General features: G+C 68.0%; 23 protein-coding genes and 1 pseudogene. 17 read left to right on the top strand and 7 right to left on the bottom strand.

Annotated elements, in window-relative coordinates:
- Nucleotides 1–67: 67 nt before the first annotated feature.
- The 7 genes from ACGF7Y_RS08455 to ACGF7Y_RS08425 all read left to right on the top strand — a co-directional run bounded on the left by ACGF7Y_RS08455 (nucleotide 68) and on the right by ACGF7Y_RS08425 (nucleotide 6,702).
- Nucleotides 68–562, top strand: a complete 495-nt coding sequence (locus tag ACGF7Y_RS08455; protein ID WP_393230778.1) for a DUF6764 family protein — start codon at nucleotides 68–70, stop codon at nucleotides 560–562.
- Nucleotides 563–628: 66 nt separating this feature from the next.
- Complete coding sequence (locus tag ACGF7Y_RS08450) at nucleotides 629–1,747, top strand: polyprenyl synthetase family protein (RefSeq protein ID WP_393230776.1); 1,119 nt, start codon at nucleotides 629–631, stop codon at nucleotides 1,745–1,747.
- Between the two features lie 15 nt (nucleotides 1,748–1,762).
- Nucleotides 1,763–3,298 (top strand): phytoene desaturase family protein, encoded by a 1,536-nt coding sequence (gene crtI, locus ACGF7Y_RS08445; RefSeq protein WP_393230773.1) that lies wholly within the window; start codon nucleotides 1,763–1,765, stop codon nucleotides 3,296–3,298.
- 17 nt (nucleotides 3,299–3,315) lie between these two features.
- Nucleotides 3,316–4,236 carry a phytoene/squalene synthase family protein gene (locus tag ACGF7Y_RS08440; protein WP_393231038.1) on the top strand — a complete coding sequence of 307 codons (921 nt, stop codon included), beginning with the start codon at nucleotides 3,316–3,318 and terminating at the stop codon, nucleotides 4,234–4,236.
- A 122-nt stretch (nucleotides 4,237–4,358) separates the two neighbouring features.
- Nucleotides 4,359–4,940: a TerD family protein gene (locus tag ACGF7Y_RS08435; protein ID WP_040871596.1), complete on the top strand. Its 582-nt coding sequence runs from the start codon at nucleotides 4,359–4,361 to the stop codon at nucleotides 4,938–4,940.
- Between the two features lie 96 nt (nucleotides 4,941–5,036).
- The gene (locus tag ACGF7Y_RS08430) at nucleotides 5,037–6,386 is read left to right on the top strand and encodes a family 1 glycosylhydrolase (protein ID WP_393230770.1); all 1,350 of its coding nucleotides are present in this window, start codon (nucleotides 5,037–5,039) and stop codon (nucleotides 6,384–6,386) included.
- A gap of 136 nt (nucleotides 6,387–6,522) precedes the next feature.
- Entirely contained in the window at nucleotides 6,523–6,702 is a 180-nt protein-coding gene (locus tag ACGF7Y_RS08425; protein WP_393230767.1) for a hypothetical protein, read from the top strand.
- A 12-nt stretch (nucleotides 6,703–6,714) separates the two neighbouring features.
- On the opposite strand, the gene ACGF7Y_RS08420 is transcribed toward ACGF7Y_RS08425, so the two are convergent.
- Nucleotides 6,715–7,542 (bottom strand): SDR family oxidoreductase, encoded by an 828-nt coding sequence (locus tag ACGF7Y_RS08420; RefSeq protein ID WP_393230764.1) that lies wholly within the window; start codon nucleotides 7,540–7,542, stop codon nucleotides 6,715–6,717.
- Nucleotides 7,543–7,676: 134 nt separating this feature from the next.
- On the opposite strand from ACGF7Y_RS08420, the gene ACGF7Y_RS08415 reads away from it, so the two are divergent.
- The 3 genes and pseudogenes from ACGF7Y_RS08415 (at nucleotide 7,677) to ACGF7Y_RS08405 (ending at nucleotide 11,491) form a co-directional block, all read left to right on the top strand.
- A complete protein-coding gene (locus tag ACGF7Y_RS08415) occupies nucleotides 7,677–9,353 on the top strand; it encodes a glycoside hydrolase family 13 protein (protein WP_393230761.1) in 1,677 nt (558 codons plus the stop codon).
- Nucleotides 9,350–10,410: pseudogene (locus tag ACGF7Y_RS08410) on the top strand (NAD-dependent epimerase/dehydratase family protein). The gene ACGF7Y_RS08415 and the pseudogene ACGF7Y_RS08410 overlap by 4 nt, the downstream one beginning before the upstream one ends.
- Before the next feature lie 190 nt (nucleotides 10,411–10,600).
- A complete protein-coding gene (locus tag ACGF7Y_RS08405) occupies nucleotides 10,601–11,491 on the top strand; it encodes a manganese catalase family protein (RefSeq protein ID WP_393230758.1) in 891 nt (296 codons plus the stop codon).
- 88 nt (nucleotides 11,492–11,579) lie between these two features.
- Here ACGF7Y_RS08405 and ACGF7Y_RS08400 read toward each other — a convergent pair whose 3' ends face one another.
- From ACGF7Y_RS08400 to ACGF7Y_RS08385, 4 genes are all read right to left on the bottom strand, one after another.
- Nucleotides 11,580–12,143, bottom strand: coding sequence for a hemerythrin domain-containing protein (locus tag ACGF7Y_RS08400; RefSeq protein WP_393230755.1), 564 nt, complete (start codon nucleotides 12,141–12,143; stop codon nucleotides 11,580–11,582).
- A 96-nt stretch (nucleotides 12,144–12,239) separates the two neighbouring features.
- Complete coding sequence (locus tag ACGF7Y_RS08395; RefSeq protein ID WP_393230752.1) at nucleotides 12,240–13,565, bottom strand: FAD-binding domain-containing protein; 1,326 nt, start codon at nucleotides 13,563–13,565, stop codon at nucleotides 12,240–12,242.
- 133 nt (nucleotides 13,566–13,698) lie between these two features.
- Entirely contained in the window at nucleotides 13,699–14,382 is a 684-nt protein-coding gene (locus tag ACGF7Y_RS08390; protein ID WP_393230750.1) for a TetR/AcrR family transcriptional regulator, read from the bottom strand.
- 185 nt (nucleotides 14,383–14,567) lie between these two features.
- A complete protein-coding gene (locus ACGF7Y_RS08385) occupies nucleotides 14,568–16,370 on the bottom strand; it encodes a CocE/NonD family hydrolase (protein WP_393230748.1) in 1,803 nt (600 codons plus the stop codon).
- Nucleotides 16,371–16,641: 271 nt separating this feature from the next.
- Here ACGF7Y_RS08385 and ACGF7Y_RS08380 point away from each other — a divergent pair, with 271 nt between their 5' ends.
- Nucleotides 16,642–17,298, top strand: coding sequence for a maleylpyruvate isomerase N-terminal domain-containing protein (locus ACGF7Y_RS08380; RefSeq protein ID WP_393230746.1), 657 nt, complete (start codon nucleotides 16,642–16,644; stop codon nucleotides 17,296–17,298).
- Between the two features lie 3 nt (nucleotides 17,299–17,301).
- Here the strand turns inward: ACGF7Y_RS08380 and ACGF7Y_RS08375 are convergent, their stop codons facing one another.
- Nucleotides 17,302–18,525: a cytochrome P450 gene (locus ACGF7Y_RS08375; RefSeq protein WP_393230745.1), complete on the bottom strand. Its 1,224-nt coding sequence runs from the start codon at nucleotides 18,523–18,525 to the stop codon at nucleotides 17,302–17,304.
- A 285-nt stretch (nucleotides 18,526–18,810) separates the two neighbouring features.
- Between ACGF7Y_RS08375 and ACGF7Y_RS08370 the strand changes: the two genes are divergently transcribed.
- Nucleotides 18,811–19,167: a nitroreductase/quinone reductase family protein gene (locus ACGF7Y_RS08370; RefSeq protein WP_393230743.1), complete on the top strand. Its 357-nt coding sequence runs from the start codon at nucleotides 18,811–18,813 to the stop codon at nucleotides 19,165–19,167.
- A gap of 72 nt (nucleotides 19,168–19,239) precedes the next feature.
- On the opposite strand, the gene ACGF7Y_RS08365 is transcribed toward ACGF7Y_RS08370, so the two are convergent.
- Complete coding sequence (locus tag ACGF7Y_RS08365; protein WP_393230741.1) at nucleotides 19,240–19,860, bottom strand: TetR/AcrR family transcriptional regulator; 621 nt, start codon at nucleotides 19,858–19,860, stop codon at nucleotides 19,240–19,242.
- A gap of 240 nt (nucleotides 19,861–20,100) precedes the next feature.
- Here ACGF7Y_RS08365 and ACGF7Y_RS08360 point away from each other — a divergent pair, with 240 nt between their 5' ends.
- The 5 genes from ACGF7Y_RS08360 (at nucleotide 20,101) to ACGF7Y_RS08340 (ending at nucleotide 24,215) form a co-directional block, all read left to right on the top strand.
- The gene (locus tag ACGF7Y_RS08360) at nucleotides 20,101–21,027 is read left to right on the top strand and encodes a metal-dependent hydrolase (RefSeq protein WP_393230739.1); all 927 of its coding nucleotides are present in this window, start codon (nucleotides 20,101–20,103) and stop codon (nucleotides 21,025–21,027) included.
- Nucleotides 21,028–21,038: 11 nt separating this feature from the next.
- Nucleotides 21,039–22,199 carry a hypothetical protein gene (locus tag ACGF7Y_RS08355; protein WP_393230737.1) on the top strand — a complete coding sequence of 387 codons (1,161 nt, stop codon included), beginning with the start codon at nucleotides 21,039–21,041 and terminating at the stop codon, nucleotides 22,197–22,199.
- 148 nt (nucleotides 22,200–22,347) lie between these two features.
- Complete coding sequence (gene msrB / locus ACGF7Y_RS08350; protein ID WP_357030550.1) at nucleotides 22,348–22,803, top strand: peptide-methionine (R)-S-oxide reductase MsrB; 456 nt, start codon at nucleotides 22,348–22,350, stop codon at nucleotides 22,801–22,803.
- Nucleotides 22,800–23,315, top strand: a complete 516-nt coding sequence (gene msrA, locus ACGF7Y_RS08345; RefSeq protein WP_393230735.1) for a peptide-methionine (S)-S-oxide reductase MsrA — start codon at nucleotides 22,800–22,802, stop codon at nucleotides 23,313–23,315. Before msrB ends, msrA begins: the two co-directional genes overlap by 4 nt.
- Before the next feature lie 303 nt (nucleotides 23,316–23,618).
- Nucleotides 23,619–24,215: a DUF2165 domain-containing protein gene (locus tag ACGF7Y_RS08340; protein WP_393230733.1), complete on the top strand. Its 597-nt coding sequence runs from the start codon at nucleotides 23,619–23,621 to the stop codon at nucleotides 24,213–24,215.
- Nucleotides 24,216–24,220: the final 5 nt, after the last annotated feature.

Genomic DNA, 24,220 nt, shown 5'->3' with positions numbered 1-24,220 from the left:
ATCGATTTTGCATCATTAGAAGCGTAGTGTGAAGCCCGGTAAGCCAATGCTCCCGAAGGAGAACGTCATGAACCGACTCACCCTCACGCGATCGATCGGGTTGACGGCCGGTGCGGGCGCGGCATCACTGGGCCTGCTGTTCGCCGCACCCGCCGCCACCGCCGCCCCGGCGGGGTGCCCCGCTCCGGGCCTCGCGGCGACCCAGAACTCCGACGGTGGCGCCTCGTGCTCGGCGACCAGCGGCGCGGGCGGCGCCGCAGCCGCGTACGGCTTCGATGGAAAGGCCACCGCGGATGCCGCGCCGACCAGCCTCTCCCTGGCGATAGCGCAAAACGGCGGCGTCGCCACCTCGAACTCGGCGGCACTGTCCGGCCCCGCCGCGATCGCGCTCGGCCCCGGCGCGACGGTCACGACGACCGGCGCGCGCCCGGGGTTGTCGATCGGAATCGCAGGCCCCGGCGCGACGGTCTCGGTCACCGGCGTCTCGACCCCGACATGCAGCGGCGGTTTCGGCTTCGCGGGTGACTTTCAGACCTGGCAGGGCTGCTTCTCGCCTCGATAGTGCATCATTATGAGTAACATCGCTGAAGCAGCAATAGGCGCCCGAGGCGTACGAAGGGGATCGGGAATGAGCGTCGTGTCGTCCGAGCCGACATCGACCGATTCGGTCAGGGGATTTCCGGCGCTCGGTGCCGCGCCCTCTTTCTCGCTGTGGCGGGACGCGGTGCGCCGGGAAGTACTCGACGAGATCAGTGATTTTCTCGTGCGGGCGTGCCCTGCCGCGCTCACTCGCCTGGGTGCGCAAGATGTTCTGCGCCAATACGCCATGGGCGGCAAGTGTGTGCGGTCGACGTTCATGTACCTCGGCTGGCTGTGCGGAGCGCCGGATGACCCGGCAGCCCTGCGCGCGGCGGCCGGTCTGGAACTGCTGCACGCGTTCGCGCTGTTGCAGGACGACGTCATGGACCAGTCCGCGACGCGGCGCGGCGCCCCGTCCGCGCACGTCCGGTTCGCCGCGGCGCACCGCGGGACCGGTGCGCCCGGCTCCTCCGTCCGGTACGGCGAATCCGCCGCGACACTGCTCGGGGATATGTGCCTGGTGTGGGCCGAGCAGATGCTCCGGGAAAGCGGGCTCGCCGATTCCGTGCTCGCGCGGGTTCGGCCGCGCTACGACGGCATGCGGGTGGAGCTGGCGACCGGCCAGTTCGCGGATCTGCTCAATGACGCGCGCCTGGAGCCGGCGCTGGACTCCGTCCTGGCGATCGCACGAGCCAAATCCGGCAACTACACCGTGCGACGCCCCTTGGAGATGGGCGCCGCGATGGCCGGCTGCGGCGCGGCCGTGGTGGACGCCCTGGGCCGGTACGGCGCCGCGATCGGCGAGGCGTTCCAGTTGCGCGACGACGTTCTCGGCATCTTCGGGTCGCAGGCCGTGACCGGCAAACCCGCCGACAGCGACCTCGCCGAACGGACGGCGACCAGCGTTGTGGTCCTCGCGCGCGAACTGGCGACCTCGGCGGCGCGGGCCGAACTGTCGGATCTGTTGCGTCGGCCCCGGCTCGGTGCCGCCGAGATCGCCCGCGCCCGAACGCTGATCGCCGAATCCGGCGCCCCGGCGAGGATCGAGACGATGATCGCCGAGCTGGTCGACAGCGCACACGGCGCGCTGGACACCGCGAACTTTCCCACACCGATGCGGGCCGCCCTCGCGCACATGGCAGCCGCCTGCACCGAACGCGTCGCCTGACAGGAGGTCGAACCGATGCGCACCGTCGAAGGCGCCACCGATCGAATCGTGATCGTCGGGGCCGGCTTGGCGGGGTTGTCCGCAGCCCTGCACCTGGCCGGCCGATCACGCGAAGTGATCGTGGTGGAACGCGACTCGGTACCGGGCGGGCGAGCCGGGCACGCGGAGGTCGGGGGCTACCGGTTCGACACCGGCCCGACGGTCCTCACCATGCCGGACATCGTCGAGAGCGTCTTCGCCGCCGCCGGAGCGCGGGCTGCCGACCATGTGCGGCTGACACCCGTGGAACCTGCGTACCGGGCGCATTTCGCCGAGGGCCGGACGCTGGAGGTGCACACCGACGCCGAGCGGATGCAGGAGGAGATCCGCCGGTTCGCCGGAGCCGGCGAGGCTGACGGGTATCGCCGTCTGCGGCACTGGCTGACGCGGTTGTATCGCGCGGAGATGGACCGGTTCATCTCGGCGAATTTCGATTCGCCGCTGTCGATGGCGACTCCCGCACTGGCCCGGCTGCTCGCCGCGGGCGGTTTCGGGCGGTGGGATGCCGCTGTCCGGCGCTACATCCGCGACCCGGACCTGCGGCGTGTCTTCACCTTTCAATCGCTGTACGCGGGCGTCGCGCCCAGCCGGGCGTTGGCGGCCTACGCGGTGATCGCCTACATGGACACCGTCGGCGGGGTGTTCTTCCCGCGCGGCGGCATGCGTGCGCTTCCGGATGCGCTGGCGAGCGCGGCGACAAATGCCGGTGTTCGCTTCCGCTACGACACCTCGGTCACCGCCCTGGACCGCGCGGGCTCACGGATCACCGGCGTGCTCACCCAGGACGGCGACCGAATCCCCTGCGACGCAGTGGTCTTGACTACCGAACTGCACGAGGCGTACCGCCTCGTCGCGCGGGCGCCGCGGCGCCCGGTTCCGCTGACCTCCGCGCCGTCGGCGCTGATCGCCCATCTCGCGTGCGCGCCCACGGCCGGAATCGCGCATCACAGCCTGCTGTTCGGGGCCGCCTGGGAGGAATCGTTCGACGACATCATCGTGCGCGGACAGGTGATGCGCGATCCTTCGCTGCTGGTCACCCGCCCTACCGCGACCGATCCGGCTACGGCTCCGGCAGGACGGGACCTGCTGTCGGTCCTCGCGCCGGTGCCGAACCTCGAACGCCGCCGGATCGATTGGCAGCGAGCGGGCACCGGCTACGCCGACCAGATCCTGACGATCGCTCAGCAACGACTCGGCGCGCGACTCGGCGATGTCGAGGTCCTGCGCATCGACACGCCCGCCGACTGGGCGCGGCGCGGCATGCGCGCGGGAAGCCCGTTCGCGCTCGCGCACACGTTCACCCAAACCGGTCCGTTCCGACCGGCCAACATGATCCGCGGTATCGACAACGTCGTCTTGGCCGGGGGCTCGACCGTGCCGGGAGTGGGGATTCCGCCGGTGCTGATCTCCGGGCGGCTCGCCGCGGATCGCGTCACCGGCCTCGAGCCGCAAAAACACCGGCGCACCGTACCCGTGCGAGCCGCGCTCAGCACCAGCCGAATTGATCGATGACAGTGATCGGAGCCGAGATGACCCGCACCGCCCCCGAAACCGGAATCAGCGGCCCGGCTTTGCACCGGTCCTACCGGTACTGTCGACAGCTCAACGCACGCCACGGCAAGACCTTCTTCCTGGCGACCCGATTGCTCGCGCCCGATCAACGCCCGGCAGTGCACGCCCTGTACGGATTCGCGCGCCGAGCCGACGACATCCTCGATGAGTTCGACCCGCGTCGCGAACCCGCCGAAAGGGCCCGGCAACTGGACGCACTCGCTGTGCACTTCCGCGATCGTGACGCCGACGCCGACGCCGTGCTTCCCGCGATTCTCGACACCGCCGATCGCTATCGCATTCCAGCGGCCCTGTTCGACGCCTTCCTCTCCTCGATGCGGATGGATCTGACGGTGACCGACTATCCCGACCGCGCCGCACTCGACACCTATATCTACGGTTCGGCCGAAGTCATCGGTTTGCAGTTGCTCCCGGTCTTGGGCGCAACCTGCGCCGACGACGCCGCACCCCATGCCGCCGCGCTCGGTAAGGCGTTCCAACTGACCAACTTCCTGCGGGACGTCGCCGAAGACCTGATGCGTGGCCGGGTCTACCTGCCCACCGAAGAACTGGCCGCGTTCGGCGTCGACCGAGATCTCCTGCGCTGGTGCCTCACACGCCGGCGCACCGAGCCGCGAGTCCGCGAAGCCTTGGCGGCGCAGCACGCGATCACCCGCGATATCTACCGTTTCGCGCACGCCGGAATCGCTCTGCTGCACCCTCGTTCCCGCCCGTGCGTCACGACGGCCGCCACGCTGTACGCGGAGATTCTCGACCGCATCGAGGACAGCGATTTCGCGGTGTTCGACCGCCGCGCCACGGTGCCGAACCGGAGGCGCGCGCAGGTCGGCGCGACCGGCCTGGTCAAGGCCTGGTGGGCACGCCGCGTGGAGCGGTGATCGTTTCGGCGCGCAGGCGGCCGGGTCCTGCGATAGCGTGCCGCGACGAATCCGGAGCGCCGTGAGCAGCCGGGGTTTTCGTCATCGCGGGCGCGGCGGCGCGGCGTCAGTATCCTGATGTCGTGATTACGCTCAGAAAAGAAGACGGTGCCGCGGACCTCGCGGGGATCACGAAGTTGAGTGTGGGGGTGAGCTGGGATCCGTCCTCCGGCACGAGCGGCGGCGCACTCGGCTGGGCGCGCCGCAAACGCGGTGTCGACCTGGATCTGGTCGCCGTTCTCATGCAGGGCAGCGAACCGGTGCGCTTCGCGGGACTCGATTCGCTCGACCCACTGGGCAACGGCTCGGTCGCGCATACCGGCGACGAGCAGACCGGCGCCGCCTCCGGCGACGACGAGACCATCCACGTCACCTTCGCCGACGTCCCCACCGCGATCGACGCCATCATCTTCGTCGCCGCCGCCTTCAAGAAGGGCAGTTCGTTCGACAAGGCCAACAACATCTCCTTCAAGGTCTACGACGCCACCGGCGGCAACAGCCAGCAGGTCGCCGACATCTGGCCCTCACTGCTCGGCACCGACAACGCCAATGCGGTGGCCCGCGCCTTCCGCAACGGCGACCAATGGCAGCTCGAAGTCCTCAACCGCCAAGGCAAGATCAAACAAGGTGACATGCAGGCACTTTTGCGCTTCGCCATGCAATAGCGACGGCGAACCAGGGGCCGGGATCGTCCGCGTCTCCGAATCGCGCTGATACGCGGATTCCGCCACTCGGTGGACTGCCCCAGTTACTCTGGGCCAATGCGATCTCGGTTCCGTCGGTACGTCCTGGCCGCGCTCGCCGGCGCGGCATCCACGCTGCTGCTCGCCACGCAATCGCCGGCCACCCCGCCCGTACAGCCGGTGGCCGGCCTACCGGCACTGGGCGGGAATTTCCTCTGGGGCGTATCGACTTCTGGTTTCCAGTCCGAAGGCCATGCGCCCGACAGCAATTGGACGCGGTACATCGGGGCCACCCCCGGCTACGACGGCCTGGGCGATTCGGTCGACTTCTACGGCCGATACGCGTCGGACATCCAGCTCGCCGCGGACCTCGGCGCGCGGGTTTTCCGGATCGGAATCGAGTGGGCCCGACTGCAACCCGCGCCGGGAGTCTGGGACGACGCCGCATTCCGCTTCTACGACTCCGTCATCGGCGCCGTCGAGCAGGCCGGGATGCGACCCATGATCACGCTCGATCACTGGGTGTATCCCGGCTGGGCCGCCGACCGAGGGGGCTGGCGCAACCCGCGCATGGTCGACGACTGGCTGGCCAACATGCGCGCCGTCGTCGACCGCTATGCCTCCCGCAACCCGTTGTGGGTGACCGTGAACGAGCCCGTGGCCTACATCGTGCACGAGGTCCGCCGGGGCGCCGCGGACTCCGGCGAGATGCTGGAGCGGGTCGCACAGGTACACAACGCCGCCTACGACTACATCCATCAGAGGCAGCCGGGTGCGCAGGTGACCAGCAATGTGGGCTACGTCGCCGGCTCGGAGGCGCAGGTCAACGGCCCGCTCATCGATCGCATCGCCGATCGCCTCGACTACGTCGGCGTCGACTACTACTTCGCCTACGATCCGGCGCAGTCGCTGATCGAGTCCATCGCGCGAGCCAGCGGTTCGGCCATGCCCAACCTGCCCGGACCGCAGATCTGGGACCTGCCGTTGCGCACGGAGGGCATCTACTATGCGCTGCAATACTATTCGCGCCGGTTGCCGGGTAAACCGCTCTACATCGTCGAGAACGGGATGCCCACCGAGAACGGCCGCCCCCGCGCCGACGGTTACACCCGCAGCGATCACCTCCGCGACACCGTCTACTGGATCCAGCGCGCCGCGGCCGACGGCATGAACATCATGGGATACAACTACTGGAGCCTCACCGACAACTACGAATGGGGCAGCTACACACCGCGATTCGGGCTCTACACCGTGGACGTGCGCACCGACCCCGGCCTCACCCGCCGCCCCACCGACGCCGTCGGCACCTACACGCAGGTGATCGCCGGGGGCGGAGTCCCCGGCGACTACCGGCCCACCCGCGGCCCGGCCATCTGCGTGTTCGTCGATCCACCCGCCAGCTGCCTGTCCCCAGTAGCGGAGCGGTAGCAGTCACGGCGCCGGTGTCCAGGATCTTGGACACCGGCGCGCTCGCTCGCGTCATAGCCTGGCTCGAGTGCTGACCGGGCGATCGGTCCGGCACTCCCCCCGGAATGGAGAAGTGCTCGCTATGCCGACTGCTGAAATGAGTTCTTTCGACCGCGAACGACCCGCCATCAGACGCTGGGTACCGGTGGCCGATCCGCATCCGTACACCCTCGACGACCTGCACATCGCCGCCCGGGTACTGGGCTTCCCCGACGCCCGCACCCTGGTCGACAGCCTTCTCGAACTCAGCGCGCTGCCCCGCAGCGGCGAGGAATAGCCGGATCAGCGGTCATGGCGTGCGCCATTTCTCGTCGGTCAGCATGCTGCTCGCCTGCGGGCCCATCAAAAGCATGCCGCCGTCCACGACGTAGGACGCGCCGGTGACATAGCTTGCCTCCGGTCCGGCCAGGAACGCCACCACTGCGGCGACTTCTTTGGCGTGACCGGTTCGCCCCAGGGGTACGCCGGGGCGGGACTGCTCACGCGGATCGACGTCTTCCTGACCGGTCATCGGTGTCGAGATCTCGCCCGGCGCGACCGAATTCACGGTGATGTCGTATTCGGCGAGTTCCTGCGCCAGGACTTTCGTCAGCGCTCCCAGACCCGCTTTGGCCGCGCAATACGGCGCGGCGCCGACGCGCGGCGCGTGCTCGTGCACGCTGGTGATGTTGATGATCCGGCCACCGCTGCCCGCGGCGATCATGTGCTCGGCGGCGCGCTGGGCGCACAGGAACGCGCCGTCGAGGTCGACCGACAGCACGTGCCGCCAGGTGTCGAAGTCCATCTCCATCACCTTCTGAGCCGACCCGGTACCTGCGCAGTTCACCAGCACATCGAGGCCACCGAGTTCGTCGGCGAGTTCGTCGACGACCGACGCGGCGGACGGCAGGTTCGCCAGGTCGAGGCGGCGCACGGCGGCGGTTCTCCCCTGTTCGCGCACTTGCGCCGCGGTGTCCTCCGCGCCGCGCCGGTCGCTGTGGAAGGTCAGACCGACGTCGGTCCCGCCCGCGGCGAGCGCGACCGCGATCGCCGCACCGATCCCGGAGTCTCCCCCGGTCACCACGGCTCGCCGCGGAGCGCCTGCTCGATCTTCCGGAAGTGGAGCTGTAGTAGCCATGCTCCGCGACTACCCGGCCGGGCACCGACCACACCCGCGGTCGCGGCCACCCCTGGCCGCCGTCGGAACACGCGACGTTACGACTTTCGATTCCGGGTACCCGACCTGCAGCGAACCGAGAGGAGAGCGTGACGATGGCTGCGGAGGCCCCTTGGTGGCGCGACGCCGTGATCTACGAGATCTACATCCGAAGCTTCTGCGACGGTAACGGCGACGGTGTCGGCGATATCGCCGGCATCCGGTCTCGGCTGCCCTATCTCCGCGACCTCGGGGTGGACGCGATATGGATAACTCCCTGGTACCCGTCGCCGATGGCGGACGGAGGCTACGACGTCGCGGACTACCGCGACATCGATCCGCGCTTCGGCACGCTGGCGGACGCGCAAGCGTTGATCGAAGAAGCGCACGCGCACGGCCTGCGCGTCATTGTGGACCTGGTCCCCAATCACACCTCGGATCGGCACCCCTGGTTCGGGGAGGCGCTCGCGGCCGGGCCGGGTTCGCCGGAGCGAGCCCGCTACCTGTTCCGGGACGGCGCGCCCTCCGGCGGTCCGCCCAACAATTGGCGAAGCGTGTTCGGCGGCCCGGCGTGGACTCGGGTGACGGACGGGCAGTGGTATCTGCACCTGTTCGACGTCCACCAGCCGGATCTGGATTGGGCGCATCCGGATGTCCGTGCCGAATTCGAGTCGATCCTGCGTTTCTGGCTGGATCGAGGCGTGGACGGCTTCCGCGTCGACGTGGCCCACGGGCTGGTCAAACACGCCGATCTGCCGGATATCGAGACCGATCACGAGGACATCTTGGAACCGCCGGATCGGACCGGCCACCCGCACTGGGACCGGCCGGAAGTGCACGAAATCTACCGCGGCTGGCGCGAGATCGCGGATTCCTACGGGCCGGATCGCGTCTTCGTCGCCGAAGCGTGGGTGGCCAAACCCGAGCGCCTCGCCTGCTATGTGCGTCCGGACGAACTGCACACGGCGTTCAACTTCGATTTCCTGCGGTGCTCCTGGAATGCCGCCGCGCTGCGGGCCGTGGTCGATTGCACGACCGAAGCGCTGGAGGCGGTCGGGGCCCCACCGACCTGGGTGCTGTCCAACCACGACATCACCAGGCACGTGACCCGCTACGGCCGGGCGTCCACCCGCGGTGGCGGTTCGCAACACGAACCGCACGGCCCTGTCGACGTGGCGCGGGGGCGGCGGCGCGCCAGGGCGGCGTTGCTGCTGATGCTCGCGCTCCCCGGCAGCGCGTACCTCTATCAGGGGGAGGAACTCGGCTTGGAGGAGGTCGAGGATCTTCCCGCGGAGGTGCTCGAGGACCCGACCTGGGAGCGCTCGGGCCACACGGTGCGCGGCCGCGACGGGTGCCGCGTCCCACTGCCGTGGAGCGGGTTCCGGCCCCCCTTCGGGTTCGGTCCGGACGGCACGCCCCCCTGGCTGCCACAGCCCCGGCGCTGGGTGTCATCGACAGCCGAACTCCAGATGCGGGAACAGGATTCGATACTGGATCTCTACCACAGGGCGCTGCGTCTGCGCCGCGACCATCCCGCGCTCGGGGAAGGCGCTTGGTCGTGGTTGCCCAGCGCGACAGGGGTGCTGGCCCTCCATCGCTCCCCCGGCCTGGTCTGCGTGGTGAACATTTCGAGCGCGCCGATCGCGCTGCCCCGGCACGAGCGGGTCTTGCTGTCCACCGAGCCTCGGACGTCGGACACCCTGCCCGCCGACGGCGCGGCTTGGCTCGAGGTCACCGACCACCAAGACGCCCCGGCGATGGTCCGGAACGGGTTCGAGCGGGGCCGCGTATGAAGGTGGTCGTCACCGGCGCCAGCGGCAATGTGGGGACGGCGTTGCTGCGCGCGTTGCGGGCCGATGGTTGCGAGATCGTCGGAATCGCTCGCCGCATCCCGACCGCGCACGCGAACCGTATTCATCGGTGCGGTGGGTGTCCTGCGATATCGGGCTCGCCGGTTCGGTCGAGACCCTGCGTGCCGCCTGCGCCGGTGCCGATGTCCTCGTTCACCTGGCATGGGCGATCCATCCGCGTCGCGGTGATCCGCCGATGCGGCGGACCAACTCGATCGGCACCGACAACGTGCTGCGCGCCGTGGCGGAGGCGGCAGTGCCGCAGCTCATCGCCGCGTCTTCGTGCGCCGCCTACACCTCCGCCGAACGCTGGCGGCGGGTATCGGAAGGATGGCGGCTGTCGGGAGTGCCCGGCAGTGCCTACAGCGTGTCCAAGGCGGAGTTGGAGGCGAAGCTGGACCGCTTCGAGGCGAGCCACCCCGAAACGCGCACTGCGCGTATTCGCCCGTGCGGCATAGCCCAGGCCGAGTCCGCCGCCGAATTGGCGGACTGGATTCTGCCGCCGTGGCTGCCGCGGTGGCTGCTCGGCCGACGCCTGTTGCCCGTGCCGCTGTGGCGCGATTTCCGGCTGCAGCTGGTGCACAGCTCGGACGTGGCTTCCGCGATCGGGCGCATCGCGCACCAACGGGCGGGGGGAGCGTTCAACCTCGCCGCCGAACCGTGCCTGGGCGCGGACGCGCTCGCGGCGGCATTCGGGGGTTTCCGCCTGCCGGCGCCCCGGCGGGTACTCGACGCCGCCGCCTGGACGGGATGGCGCACCGGCCTCCTGCCCCTGCACCCGGCGTGGCTGACCCTCGCCGACCGCGCGTGCCTGATCGACTCCTCGGCGGCGCGACGGCAACTCGGCTGGGCGCCGCGCTTCGGCGCGCACGAGATCTGCGCGGAACTGGTATCCGCGATGCGTACCGGGCAGACCGGTCACAGCGCACCGCTCGCGCCCTCCCGGCGGATGCGGATCGGACGCCCGTCTCACCAAAGTCAGCGGCCGCGCGGCCGCTAGCGACGTCACCGCCCGGGACCGAAAGCGACGGAGTGTTATCCCCTTTCCACCGCTCGTGTCGTTGCGAACGACCGGGTCCCGGAACCCGTATCGTCGCCAGCGAACACGTAACGCATCTCTTGCTCGTCCTGCGCTGGATCAGGCACTGGAAGCCATTTCGAACAGCCGACCCGTACTGGTAAGGAGAGCGATGTTCACACACAACAAGGATTTGCAATTCGAAGTTCGCGTGGACCGGCCGGATCCGCGTTTCGCGACTCTGCTGCAAGAGCAGTTCGGCGGCGCCAACGGCGAATTGAAGGCCGCCATGCAGTATTTCAATCAGGCGTTCCTGCTGCGCGGTAAGCATCCGAAAACCTACGACCTGTTCATGGACATCGCCACCGAGGAACTCAGTCACCTCGAGATCGTCGGCGCCATGATCACCATGCTGCTCGACGGGCTCAACGACGATCTGAAGCAAGCCAACGAGCGGTGCGACTGGATGCCGATGGTGTCCACGTCCGACGGACGTGACCAGGTGATCCATCAGGTCGCGGCCAATCCGTTGTACTTCGCGCTGAGCGGCGGCGGGCCCGTGGTCACGAACGCCGCGGGCGTGCCGTGGTCGGGTTCCTACGTCGACGCCAACGGGGAACCCTCGGTCGACCTGCGCAGCAACCTCGCGGCGGAGTCTCGCGCCAAGATCGTCTACGAGTATCTCAAGCAATTCACCGACGATCCCGGTGTGCAGGACACGCTTTCGTTCTTGATGACCCGCGAGATCGCGCACTTCCAGCAGTTCACCGCGGCGCTGAACGAATTGCCGGTCAACTTCCCGCCGGGAGCACTGCCCGGAGACGACCGGTTCCAGAATGTCGCGTTCAACATGTCCAACGGCGCCGCGAGCGCCCGCGGCCCCTGGAACGAAGGACAGGGACCGTGGCCCGCGGGCACGGAATGGCGCTACATCGATAATCCGGTCACCGAATGGCTCGACTCCGACGAGCGAGTCAATCACGGCGCCGAGACCAACCCGGAAGGCGAGCCCGCGGTCCGAGGCACCAAGCCGTTCACCCACGAACTGCACATCCCGGACTGACCTGCGATATGCCCGACGGGCGGTCGGGCGTCCGACGACGCGGCGCGCGGCACCTCGGGGCCGCGCGCCGCGGGCATTCACGTCGGGATCAGTGCCTCGGCCTGCTGATCATGTCTTTGGCTCGGTCCATCATCGCCGCGAACGGACCGACCAGCACGTTCGCGGTGGCCGATTCCACGCCGGGATGCGGCCGGGTCGGCGCCATCGTCTCGGCGAGTTCGACCGTCTTACGCAATCGCCGCAGGGCTTCGTCGTCGAGTTCCTCGCGCAGCCGAGTGAATTCCTCGCGTTCTTCGTGGTCGGCATGCGCCAGTACCGCTGCACGCAACTTCGCCAGCCGCACCTGGAATTCCATCGAGCTGATGTCGAGCGATTCCATCTCGGCGAGCTGTTTTTTCGCCTTGTTCTCCTCTTCCAGCCGTGCGTCGACGATGGACGCGCCATCACCGATCTCACGCCGGGCGCGCGGGTGGATGATCTCTTCTTCGGCGGTCTCGTGCACGGCGAGCAGGCGCCGCAGTTCGAAGAACTTGCTCTCCCGCTCCACGGGGTCGGAGGTGTCGGCGGTCTCGATGAACAGTTGCTTGATCCGGCCGTGCTGATGGATGAGGAAATCGATCGCGTCGGTGGTGGAGTCGATCGTGGTTGCCATAGTTGATCTCCCCTCGGGCTCTCGAGTCGGGCTGACGAACTACGTCCGTCGCGGCGGTACCCGGCAGCGAGCACGCGAAACCGCGGGCCCGGCCGGTCAGTTGCTGGTGGTGCCCGTGATGGGAGCGGGATAGACCGAGGTCGGCACGCTATGGCGCCACGGGCGATGGATCTCCGAACCCGGCAGCGAAGCCAGTTCCGGGATCCAGCGCCGCACATAGTTACCGTGCGGGTCGTAGCGTTCGGCCGTGCCGAGGGCTCCCCGGTACAGACGCCCCGCCTGCTGCCAGGTGCAGCGGTCGCTCGCTGCGTCGGCATCGAGCAGCCATCGCCGGAAATGGTCGGCGCCGACTCGCCAGTCCACCCGCAGCGTCGTGGTGAGAAAACTGGCGGCGATCACCCGGGCGCGTTCCGGCATCCATCCCTGTGCGGCCAATTGCCGCATGCCCGCGTCGACGATCGGGTATCCGGTACGGCCGTCGCACCAGGCACGGGCCGCGATCGGATCGTGCGCCCGCCGATCACGCGGGCGGTCACCGGACCGCGCGATGCCGGCGCGGGCGGCGAGGAACTGGAGCCGGAAATCGCGCCGGGCGAGCAGACGGACGAAGGCGCGTCCGTCCGCCGTCGCCATGTCGGTGCGATACACCATCTCCGCCGCGGACAGGCAACCGAAATGCAGGTAGGGCGACAGCCGGGAACATCCCTCCCGCGTGAGGTCGCCGCTGGAGGGGTCGCGTGGTTGTTTCCGGTCGGCGGTGCAGCCCCGCCACAGCGCGCGACCCGTGATCTCGCCGCCGACGGCCAGTTGCGGTGAGACAGCGGCGTCGCCGAGTTCGTCGAACTTCGGTACGGGATCACTGTCGACGCGCGGGACGATCAACTCGGTGGGCGTGTCCAGCGGACGCCGCTTGGGAACCTCCAGCCACCGGCGAAAGTAGGTAGCGAAGTCCGGAACCGGGTCGTTCGGTCCGCGCGAGGCGCAATCGAACGGATCGACGGCCGTGAGGGTGGCGGAATGGGTGTGCAGTAGGCAACTGCGTCGCGCCAGCCGTTCACGCAGCGCTCGTGCTCGGCACCGGCCGTACCAGGTGGCGTCGTCGGCGATGTGGACGCTGTCGGCGTGCACCTGTGCCGCCACCCGATCCACCGCGTCGACGTAGTCACCATGCCGGATCACCAGTTGCCCTCCGGCGCAGCGCAGTTCGGCATCCAGTTCGGCCAGCGCGGCGGAGAGAAAGCGCAGCTGATTCCCGGCCGGGTGGGCACTGCCGACGATCCGGTCGTCGACGACGAAGAGCGGAACCACCCCGGCACCCTCGCGCACCGCGGCCAGTAGGGCTGGATTGTCGTGCACGCGCAGGTCACGCGTGAAAAGTGCGATTGTTACGGCCATTCGATGGTCATTTTCGACGACAGGCATCCGTCGCGATCGACGACGGCGGTATCGGACATTCGGCTGCGGCCACGCGGATGCGGGCAGGTATCGGGGTAAAATTATTTACGCCAATGCTGAGGGACGGTGACTGTCGTGTCAAGCCGGCGACGCGGTCGCCTCAGCGTTCGCGGAAGAGATCGGTGAGCCAGGGTTCCAGGTCGGCGCTGAGCGCGGGCAGATCCGGTGCGTCCGACTCGTCGAGCGCGTCGGCGGTGAGTTGGCGAACGGCGTAGACCACGCCCATGTAAGCCGTGACGGACAGCAATGGTTGCCGATTGCCGGTCGCGGCCTGCACCAGACCGCGAATGAACTCGGCGAACAGCCGGATCGAGCGCCGTCTGCGCCGCCGCACCGCGGGCCCGAGCGCGTCGATCTCCACCTGGTAGGCGCGAGCGACGACCAGGTCGTTCTGCAGGGAGCGAAGGTACCGACCGAGCGCGTCGGCGACGATGAACCGGCGGTCTCGGCCCCTGATGTCAGCGCCGGTCAGTTGGGTCAGCAGCACCTGGATGAAGCGGTCGTATCCCGCGAAGACACATTCGTCCTTGTTGGCGAACGCGTCGTAGAAGGCCGCCAGCGAGACGCCGGCCCGCTTCGCGACGTCGGTGGGCCCGAATCCGGCGTAACCGCGAGCGGCGAGCAATTCGGTGACCGCGGCCAGCAGCCGTTCCCGCTGGGCGGCCATCACCTGTTCGCGCCCCAGATTGTGCCGACCGCGCGGCAATGCCGCCGGAAGCGTGAAGAACACTCCGTCTCGCACCGGAACGATCGGTGCGTCGGCGTCGGCAGGCGCGGCGGACACCTCTGCAGACTACCGAGCCGGCCGCGGCCACGCGCCCGGGCCGCTGCGACCGATGCCGGTCGCGTCCGACTCCGCTCCCGGCGGTGCTGCGATCGACCGCTCGACCGCCGATGGGACGGGACGCCCCCGGCCGTCACCTCGGACGTGGCCCGGAACCGATGGCTGTCCCGGGCCACGCGCAGCGGTCAGCCGAGCGGCAACTCCAGGCAGGAGGGAGCGCCATCCGGGGAACTGATGGTGATCCGTGCGCCGACACTGTTGGCGCTGGAATAGAAGGGATCCAGGCCGTCGATGACCAGCATCAACCGGTGACCGTCCGGCACGTCATAGGCGGCCGCCTGCAACTCCCACGAGACGGTGGCGGGCAGGTCCGACTCGATGGTCTTCGGCTCGTGCGTGACGATCGTCGCCGAACCGTCCTCGTCGACATCGAGCAGGTAGGCCACCACGGTCGCCGATCCGTCGGTGCTGTCCACGGTCACCTGCAGCCGGGGGATCCCGCGAATCTGCCGCGCTACACCATCGCGCGCCGCGAGTAGCGGCCCCGTCGACCAGACCAGGGCGTGGGTGCGGTCGATCTCGGCGGTCCGGTAGATCTTCGGGTTGCCCGCCCACTCCTCCTGGCCGGTCACCATGAGCTTGTCCATGGCGACGACCTCGGGCTGCTCGCCCACGATGAAACTGCGTTCCCATCCGGAAGCGACGTCGGGGCTCAGCGCGCCGTCCCCGCCCTCGCGCTCATCGGTCAGGGCCAGTGATTCGCCGTCGGTCGTGACGTCGGCCCACGACGCCTTCTCCTCGCGGCGCGCCGGTTCGATGATCACGTTCTGATCGTTCCCGGAGGCCGGCGTGGTCACGTAGGTGAACATGACCTGATTGCTGATCTCCGGCCACCCGTCGACACCGTTCTGCTCGTCCTTGAGGTAGTGATCGAGCCAGGCGTACGCCTCGAGCAGCGGCACGTTCGGCCCGGCCCCGGCCGCGGGCGGAGCGATCAAGCCGGGCCCTTCCGGCGCGGCATGGTCGCCGATCCACATGTTCAACCGTTTCCGGCCCGGGATCTTCTCGAAGGTCTCCAGAACCTGGTTGACCGGGAAAAGGCCCTCGTGCCAGGTGTTCGAGAAGAAGGTCGGAACCTTGAGGGAACCGACATAACTTTCCGGAGCGCGTTCGGTGCCCCAATCGACCACCGGGTCCATGTCGTCGCCCTCGGCGAATTTCGCCAGGATCTCCAGCGCCTCTTCGTCGAACTTGTCCTCTTTGGCTCCGCCGGTCAACCCGATCAGCGCTTCGACCGCCCTGAGGTGGCGGGTACCGTTGTCGTACATGCTCGTGGCGAGGTTGCCCCAGGTACTCAGGGCGACGACGACGTTCACTCGGGGGTCGTGCGCGGCCACGATCTGGCTGATGCCCGAGCCGTACGACTCGCCCATGAAGGCGACGCGGCTGGGGGCGAGCTCATCGATCGCGTAAGTCAGCACCGTCGAGCCGTCCACCCGGTCCCGCGGACCGGCCACGTCGACCGTGCCTTCGGACGTGCCGAACCACGGTATGTTCGTCCCCGGCAGGGCGGACAAGCCGATGCCGCGTGGGGTGTACGCCAGCACGTGATAACCCTTGGACGCCAGCACGAGGTAGGCGTACTCGAACAACGGCCACCCGAACGGCGTCCATCCGGCGGGAACGACCACCAGCGGGCACGGCCGGGTGGTGGTCTGCCGCAGCATGTGCGCCGAGAGCCCGATTCCCCCCGACGCCTCGATGCGGGGAAACGACGGCACGGCAACGTTCAGTGCCCGGCTCACCAGGTCCGCCACGTCGTCGGGCACCAGCCCCTCGCCACTGCGGTTCCGCACCGCGGTCACCAGGTTCGATGCGAACTGCACTGCTTCCGGGCGCACCTGCCCCCGAGCGTCCCAAGCTCCCTCGACGGCGATCCGCGAGAGCTGCTCGGACGTGGTCCCGACGATCGGATCTCCTTGCGACATAGACGTCATCGATCCTTCCGTGCCAGTTTGCTGCGAATTTGCGGACCGCAGCAGCGTGACATGGCATGTGATCAGTTGTCCCAGGAATCGCCGATGCGTTCCTCGTTCGCAACAGGCCGATTGACCTGCGGAAACGTTGCAAGATTCGACGACCCGGCCGCAAGTGGGCCTGCTTCGCCCCGCTACCGTGGGCTACCGGTCTCGGCCATTCGGCGAACCCGGAGCGCCGAATCCGTCGCGGGCCGCGCCGCACACTGCTAGCTTCCGGGCCGTGGATGACTTCTCACGCTCCTGGACAGCGTTGCGCACGGCGGTCGCCGACCTTTCGGACGAGGATTTCGCGCAGCCGTCCGGCTGCACCGGCTGGCTCGTGCGAGACCTGGTGTGCCATCTGATCATCGACGCCCAGGACATCCTGATCACCCTCGTGACCCCTGCCGAAGCCGAACCGACGCGCGACGCGGTGACCTACTGGGAGGTGGCCGATACGGCGCCGACCGGCGACGACCCGCTCGACGCGCTGATCGTGCGGCTGGCCGCGGCGTACCGGGAGCCGCGGTTGCTGAAAATTCACTTCGAGGACGTCGGCGCGGCCGCCGGGCGCGCGGCCCGCCTCGCCGACCCCGACCTGCGGGTCGGCACCCGCGATGAGGTCCTCACCGCGGGCGACTACCTGTGCGCGTACGTCCTGGAGAGCACCTTGCACCACCTCGACCTGATCGCGCACCTCTCCGGCGCGACCGAGCCGCCCGCGCAGGGTCTCGGCCGGTCACGCGAGATGCTGGAGAAGATCGCCGGGGCCGCGTTCCCCCTCGCGTTCTCCGACACCGACGCGCTGCTGATCGGCACCGGTCGACGGGCGCCGACCGAGACGGAGAAGGCCGAACTGGACGAGCTGGCCGCGCGGCTCCCTTTCGTCCTCGGGTGAGCGCTACCGCGCTCCGCCACCCAGTTTGACCGGCACGGACAGCGGACCGATGGTGAAGAAGGACGGCGAGTACGGGATATCGGCGGGGTCGATGGCGAGCTCGAGGTCCGGCAGCCTCCGGTAGAGCGAGGCGAGCGCGAGCCTGCCCTCCAGACGGGCCAGGCCCGCGCCGATGCAGTAACGCGGTCCGTGGCCGAACCCGAGATGTCCGCCCCGCTGCTCGCGGGTGATGTCGAATTCGTTCGCGGTCTCGCCGTATTCGGCGGGATCGATCCCACAGGCCTGGTAGGCGACGCCGACCGCCTTGCCCTTGGGAATGGCCACGCCGGCCACCGTGACATCGGTCAACGTGAACCGCCAGCTGGTCATCATCACCGAATGCCGGTATCGCACAGTCTCTTCGACCACGTCGGCCCAGCGATTCTCGGCCTTGGCCAGCGCGAGCTGATCGGGGTGCCGCGACAGCGCCAGGATGGCGTATCCGAGCATGTGCACAGTGGTTTCGTGGCCGGCGACCAGCATGATCCACAGGACGGCGACCAGTTCCTCGGCGGTCAGCTTGTCGCCCTCGTCGCGGGCTTGCACCAGGCCCGTGGTCAGGTCGTCACCCGGCTGCTGCTGCTTGCGATCAGCCAATTCGTACAGGTACAGCATGAGCGCGTTCTGCGTCGCGAACGCCTCTTCGGGCGGAGTGGTGTGCGCCAGCAGAGTCGCGGTCCAGCGCCGCAGTCGATCCCGCTCGTGCTCGGGCACGCCGAACAGTTCGCAGATCACCGCCATCGGCAGCGCTTCGGTGAAGGTGGGCACCAGGTCGACGCCGTCACCGGCGGCCACCACCTCGTCCAGCAACCGGTCGATGATCTCTTGGACCCGCGGCTCCAGCGCCTTCACCCGGCCAGGGGTGAAGGCCTTGCTGATCAGGCCGCGAAGCCGCCGATGGTCGTCACCGTCCTTGGTGGACAGGTGATCGCCCTGAACGATGGCGCGCAGGGGCCAGTCCTCCGGAATGGAACCGTCGTACAGGGCCGGCCAGTGCTTGGGATCCCGGGCGAACGTCTTGTTGTCCCCGGCGAGGATCTCGCGCACCGCGTCGTGCGTCAGCGCCAGGTAGGCGGGCACGCCGCCGGGAAACTCCACCTCGACCACCGGCGCGATCTCCCGGAGCCGGATGCAGGTGTCCAGCAGATCCTCGTTCGGGGCGGGGAATGCGGGCAGGCTGGTTGTCATGGGGAATTCCCTTCTGCGCGTGAACCCTTCAGCCGTCGTAGGGACGGTCGTGCACGAGTATCACGGCGCGTTCGGCCGCGCGGCCGAGCAACGGACGGATCCTGCCTCCAACCAGAACTCGAGCGTCGGAAAACGAAATTCCGGACCTGCGGAACAGCGAGTGCCGGTTGGCAGGAGCGAGGGCACGTCGACCGAACGGCCGCCCCCGCCGGCACGGCCGAGAACCGATGCGGCGGTTAGAGTGGCGTGTTCGGATTTGTCCACGGGACCGGCCGGGAGGAAATTGTGGAACCGAAGACGGCGCTGGGACGCACCGTGGGAGCGCTGAACGCCGGGGTGGCTTCCCTCCTCGACCTGCCGCTGATCGGGCGGCTGCTGGGCAAGGGATTCGTGGTGATCACCTACGTGGGGCGGCGATCAGGGCGGACGTTCAGCACGCCGGTCAACTACCGGCGCAAGGGAGACGAACTCGTCATCGGGGTCGCCATGCCGGACAAGAAATCCTGGTGGCGGAACTTCCTGGACGATGGCGGCCCGATCACCCTGCGGCTCGACGGCGCTCAGCGGCACGGGCACGCGGTAGCGCAGCGCGACGAACGCGGGCGGGTGCTCGTGAAGGTGCGGCTGAACGACGCGACCTGATCGCCGCATCTCCCCCGCCGGCATAGGAAGCGCGTGCGACGCGGCCACGCCCGAGGGTGCCACCCGGCGGCGCTAGACACTTGCGGACGGCTTCAGCTGAGCGATGATCGCGGCGCCCATCCAGCGTCGTAGATACCGCCGCAGCTCCTCCTCGCTCCGGGGTGGATTGCCCGGGGAGATGAAGAAGGATTGCATCGTCCGCAGGACGTATTCGACGAGCTCGTGCAGCGACTCGTCGTCGTAGCCGTACCGCCCCCAATCGACGTCGAAGCGTTTGATCATCGTCATTCCGAAGGCTTGCGCCTCTTCGGACGTCAGGCTTTCGGGGTGGACGTTCGAGTAGGTACTCGACAGCAGGATGCCGAGATGAGGTGTTCGACGCACCTCGGCCAGGGTGTACACCACTCCCTCGGTCATCGCTTCCACCGCGTCCTCGATACCGCTGACGTGTCGTGCCAGCCGATCGAGGAACCCGTCGACCGACGCGATCGCCGCGGCCGTCATCAGCGCATCGGCACTGGGAAAGTATCGGTAGACCGTCTGACGGATGACGCCCAGCGACTCCGCGACGTCGGCGATGCTGATCTCCGACCCCGTCCGGCCGATCAGGTCGACGGCGGCGGCGACTATCCGACGAGACGCCTCCTCGTCATCTTTCGGCGGGCTCCCGCCCCACCCGCGCCTTCCTGCCACTGCCCGCTTCCTCGACTCGACGCCCGTCGCTTGCGAACCCGCTGATCAGAAAGCCTGCCGGCACCCCTGACCAAGGGCTCGACGGTATCACAAGGCGGTGCCGTCGACCCTCCCGCGATTCGACCATCGATTCTGATCATACACAAATGCCGTTGTGTGTATGATCACGTCCAACGTGGCTCGGCGACACCGGAAGACGCCGCCGGACCTGTTCGATCCCGAAAGACGAGGTACAGCCCAGTGACCGACCTTCAAGTCCGGAAAATGCGCTTCGCGTTCGCGGACTACGACGTGCCCTTCTTGTGGAACGAGGAGAACCCGGCCTTCTCCTCGATGGCCAATGCGGTGTCCTTCCTGGCGATCGGCTTCGAGAAGATGATCGTCAACATGATTCGGGAGGCCATGCCTCTGATCACGGATCCCGAGGTCGCCGAGGAAGCCGACGCGTTCGTGCGGCAGGAAGGCCAGCACTCCACCGCGCATCGCCAACACGCCAACGCCCTGATCCGGCGATACCCGGGGTTGCAGGAGACGCTCAACGAAGTGATCGCGGAATTCGACCGCCTCACCGTGAACACCTCGGTCGAATACCGGCTCGCCTACACCGCCGATCTGGAGGCGACCTTCACCCCGGTGTTCAAACTGATGCTCGACAACGACGCGACCCTCTTCCGGCCGGGAGACGACCGGGTCGCGTCCCTGTTCATCTGGCATTTCGTCGAAGAAGTCGAACATCGCAGTTCGGCGCTGATCATCTTCGACTCCGTCGTCGGCAGCGACGTGTATCGGATGCGCATGGCGCCGTCGATCTTCCGTCACGTGCTGAAGGTGATCAGGGTGGCCTGCGCGGGCTTCAACCGGCATGTGCCGCTGGAGGAGCGGAAGGTCGACGCGTTGTCGATGTTCGCGTCCTACCGTCGCAAGCAGAAACTACGCGCGTGGTTGCCGATCCTCCGGTCGGAGGACCACGGTCCGATGCCGCGGGCGTTCGACCATCTCCCGCTCCGTGAGCAACTCGTCGCGTTGGCGGGCGTCGTGCGCAGCCAGCTGCCCAAGCACAACCCGGACCACGAGAAGCTGCCCGCGCTCGCCGACGTGTGGTTCCAGCGCTACGAGGACGGTTACGACGTGTCGCACTGGTACACCGCCGGCACGGTCGCCCCCTAGGAGCCGGACCGATGGCTGATCATTGCGCACCCACCTTCGACCGGCTCGCCACGGCGCTCGGCTTCTCGTGCGAGCAAGCAGGCGGACCGGTCGAGGTGCGAAACCCCTTCGCGTTGGAGAACTGGACGCTACCTGTTCTCGAGGTCACGATCGTCCTGGGCGCGGTACTCGCCCTGATCTACGCGATCGTGCGGTTGCGCCGCCACGGAGATCCCACCAACCTGGTGCTCTGGTTCGGCGCGACCGCGTACCTGTTCATCATCGAACCCCCGCTGTACTTCCCGGCGGCCTTCGGCATCGACGACCACGTGGACACGATGTTCGCGCACAACTTGTTCACCGTGGAATTCCTTTGGGGCCGATTACCGCTCTACATCGTCGCGATCTACCCGTTCATGGCCACCCTGGCCTTCGAGATCGTCCGGATACTCGGAGTCTTCCGGCAGCACGGGGTGCTCATCGGGTCCGCTTGCGTGGGCTTCGTCCACCATGCGTTCTATGAGATCTTCGACCATCTCGGCCCGCAGCTGCGCTGGTGGGAATGGTCGATCGACAATCCGATCAATCAGCCGATGTTCGATTCGGTGCCGCTGCCGAGCGTGGTCGTCTTCGCCGCCCTGTGGCCGATGTCGCTGGCGTTCTGCGTCCAATGGTTCGTCGGCCGGCACGTCGAGCAGGGGCAGACGTTCTCCGGGGTGCAATTGGTCTGGCGTACGGTCGTCATCGGCGTGCTGGCATCGTTGGGCACAGGCGTGTTGCCGATACCCGCAACGGTATTCGGCATGGGGAGTACCACCGTGCGCGGAGTGCTCTACGCCGCCGAATTGGTCGTCGTCACCGTCGTCGCCGTCCTGATTCTCTCCCGCCGATGGCTCCGGCTGCGGCGCGACGGCGCCGACAGCGCGCCCTATTCCAACGACTTCGTCCGTATCTACAGCGTGGTGTACCTGGGCGTGATGGCGTTGCTCTGGGTGACCGCGCTGCCCGACTTCTTCGGCGCCGTCGACGGCAGGACGGGCGAGGGAGACCCGATCGGGAATCTCTGGTACACACTCGCCTGCTTCGTGGTCGCGATTCTCTGCGTGATCGCCGTGTTCACGGTGCCACGGCCGAAGCCGGCGGAAAGCGCGGTTGTCACCGCTCCGGCAACAGCCGCGAGTCCCACGGCATAGCAGGCGGCGAGGAACCGGAGCCGCCGGTAGCGCCGAGGTGGGGCGGCCCTGCCGTGCGGTCGGCCCGGCCGTGGTGTGACGCCCGGCTCGCCCGGGATTTTCCGAGCCTGCGCCCGGGTTGTACGTGGGGCCGATATGAGGAGGTCATGTGGCACGGGAGTACAACCGGAATCCCGCGGCGGTCGCCGCCCTTTCCCCTGAGCAGTACCACGTCACTCAGGAGAACGGGACCGAGCGGGCGTTCACGGGCGAGTACTGGGACAACCACGAGCCGGGCATCTATGTGGATGTGGTCTCCGGTGAGCCGTTGTTCGCCTCGGTCGACAAGTTCGACAGCGGATCGGGATGGCCGAGTTTCACCAAGCCGATCGACGCCGGGAACGTGGTGCAGAAGCGGGACTTCAGTCATCTGATGGTCCGCACCGAAGTGCGTTCGGCGCACGGAGACAGTCATCTCGGGCATGTGTTCACCGACGGCCCCCGCGAGGCGGGCGGCTTGCGGTACTGCATCAACTCGAAAGCGCTGCGGTTCATCCACCTCGACGACCTCGAGGCGGAAGGCTATGGGCAGTACAGGACTCTCTTCGCGAAGGAGGAGGCGTGAGCGACACGCGGAAGGCCATCCTGGCCGGTGGATGCTTCTGGGGGATGGAGGACTTGATCCGCAAGCAGCCGGGGGTGGTGTCGACACGCGTCGGCTACACCGGTGGGCGCAACGACCATCCCACGTACCGGAACCACCCGGGCCATGCGGAGGCCGTGGAGATCGTCTACGACCCGGCCGGGACGGACTATCGGGAACTGCTGGAGTTCTTCTTCCAGATCCACGATCCCTCGACGAAGGACCGCCAGGGTAACGACATCGGGACCAGCTATCGGTCGGCGATCTTCTACCTCGATGAGGACCAGAAGCGTGTCGCCCTGGACACCATCGCCGACGTGGATGCCTCCGGGCTGTGGCCCGGCAAGGTGGTCACCGAGGTCACCCCGGCGAGCGAGTTCTGGGAGGCCGAGCCGGAGCATCAGGACTACCTGTTGCGCTACCCGGACGGGTACACCTGCCACTTCCCCCGCCCGGGCTGGAAGCTGCCGAAGCGGCAGACCACCGCGCAGTAGGACGCGCGGGCTCGGCGGCGCCGCGCCCCGATAACCGCCGAGACGTCCGAGCCGAAAGTATGCGACTGCGCCACCCTCCCGGGTGGCGCAGTCGCCGCGTTCCGACCCGTGCCGCGGAACCGTCGGGACCGAGGCGGGCACGCGAGATCGCCGTTCCGCCCGGCGGGACGGAAAGACTTGCGGTAGAGGGTTTTCGACCGGCTCCGACTCCCCCGCCATGGGGAGAAGACGCATGCGTACGCCGATATGATCGTCGGCGCCTGGATGTCCGGACCTTCATGCCAGTCGACCCGAGGTAGGCAGATGACGCGCAGCGGCGCACGGTTTCTCGATGTGGTGGGTAGCCGCCGGATGGCGGTGGCGACACTGGCCACGATCACCGGCTTCTACTATCTGTTCGTCGCGTTCACCAATTGCGTGGACACCGACACCAATCGCAACGGGGTCGCCGCCGTGCTGTCGATGAAGGCGACGATCCACAATCCGGGAACGGACTGGCGCGCGATCACCAACGGCAACGTCGCGCTCGTCGCCTACATTCTGGTCGTGATCTGGGAATTCCTGATCGCCTTCGTGCTGCTGGCCGCGGGAGCCGCGTGGGTCCGGGTGCTGGCCGGACGGCCGCGCCGGCTTCGAGCCGGTCTCGATGCGGCCGTGCGGCTGTCCAGCCTGGGCTGGACCATGGCGGTGCTGCTGTTCCTGGGCGGGTTCCTGACCGTCGGCGGCGAATGGTTCCGCATGTGGGCCAACGACGATGTGAACGCGTCGTCGGCCGCGCTGCAGAACTTCCTCATCGCGGGCATCGGCCTGATCCTCGTTCACCTACCCGACGCTCAGCGTAGCTCCGGACCCGAAAGCGTCTCGACGGCAACGCAATCGGACCAGGTTCTGCCGCGATAAGCGGG

The sequence above is a fragment of the Nocardia sp. NPDC047654 genome (genome assembly GCF_043205035.1).
Taxonomy (GTDB): domain Bacteria; phylum Actinomycetota; class Actinomycetes; order Mycobacteriales; family Mycobacteriaceae; genus Nocardia.
This window is presented reverse-complemented; position numbering and strand designations above follow the sequence as displayed.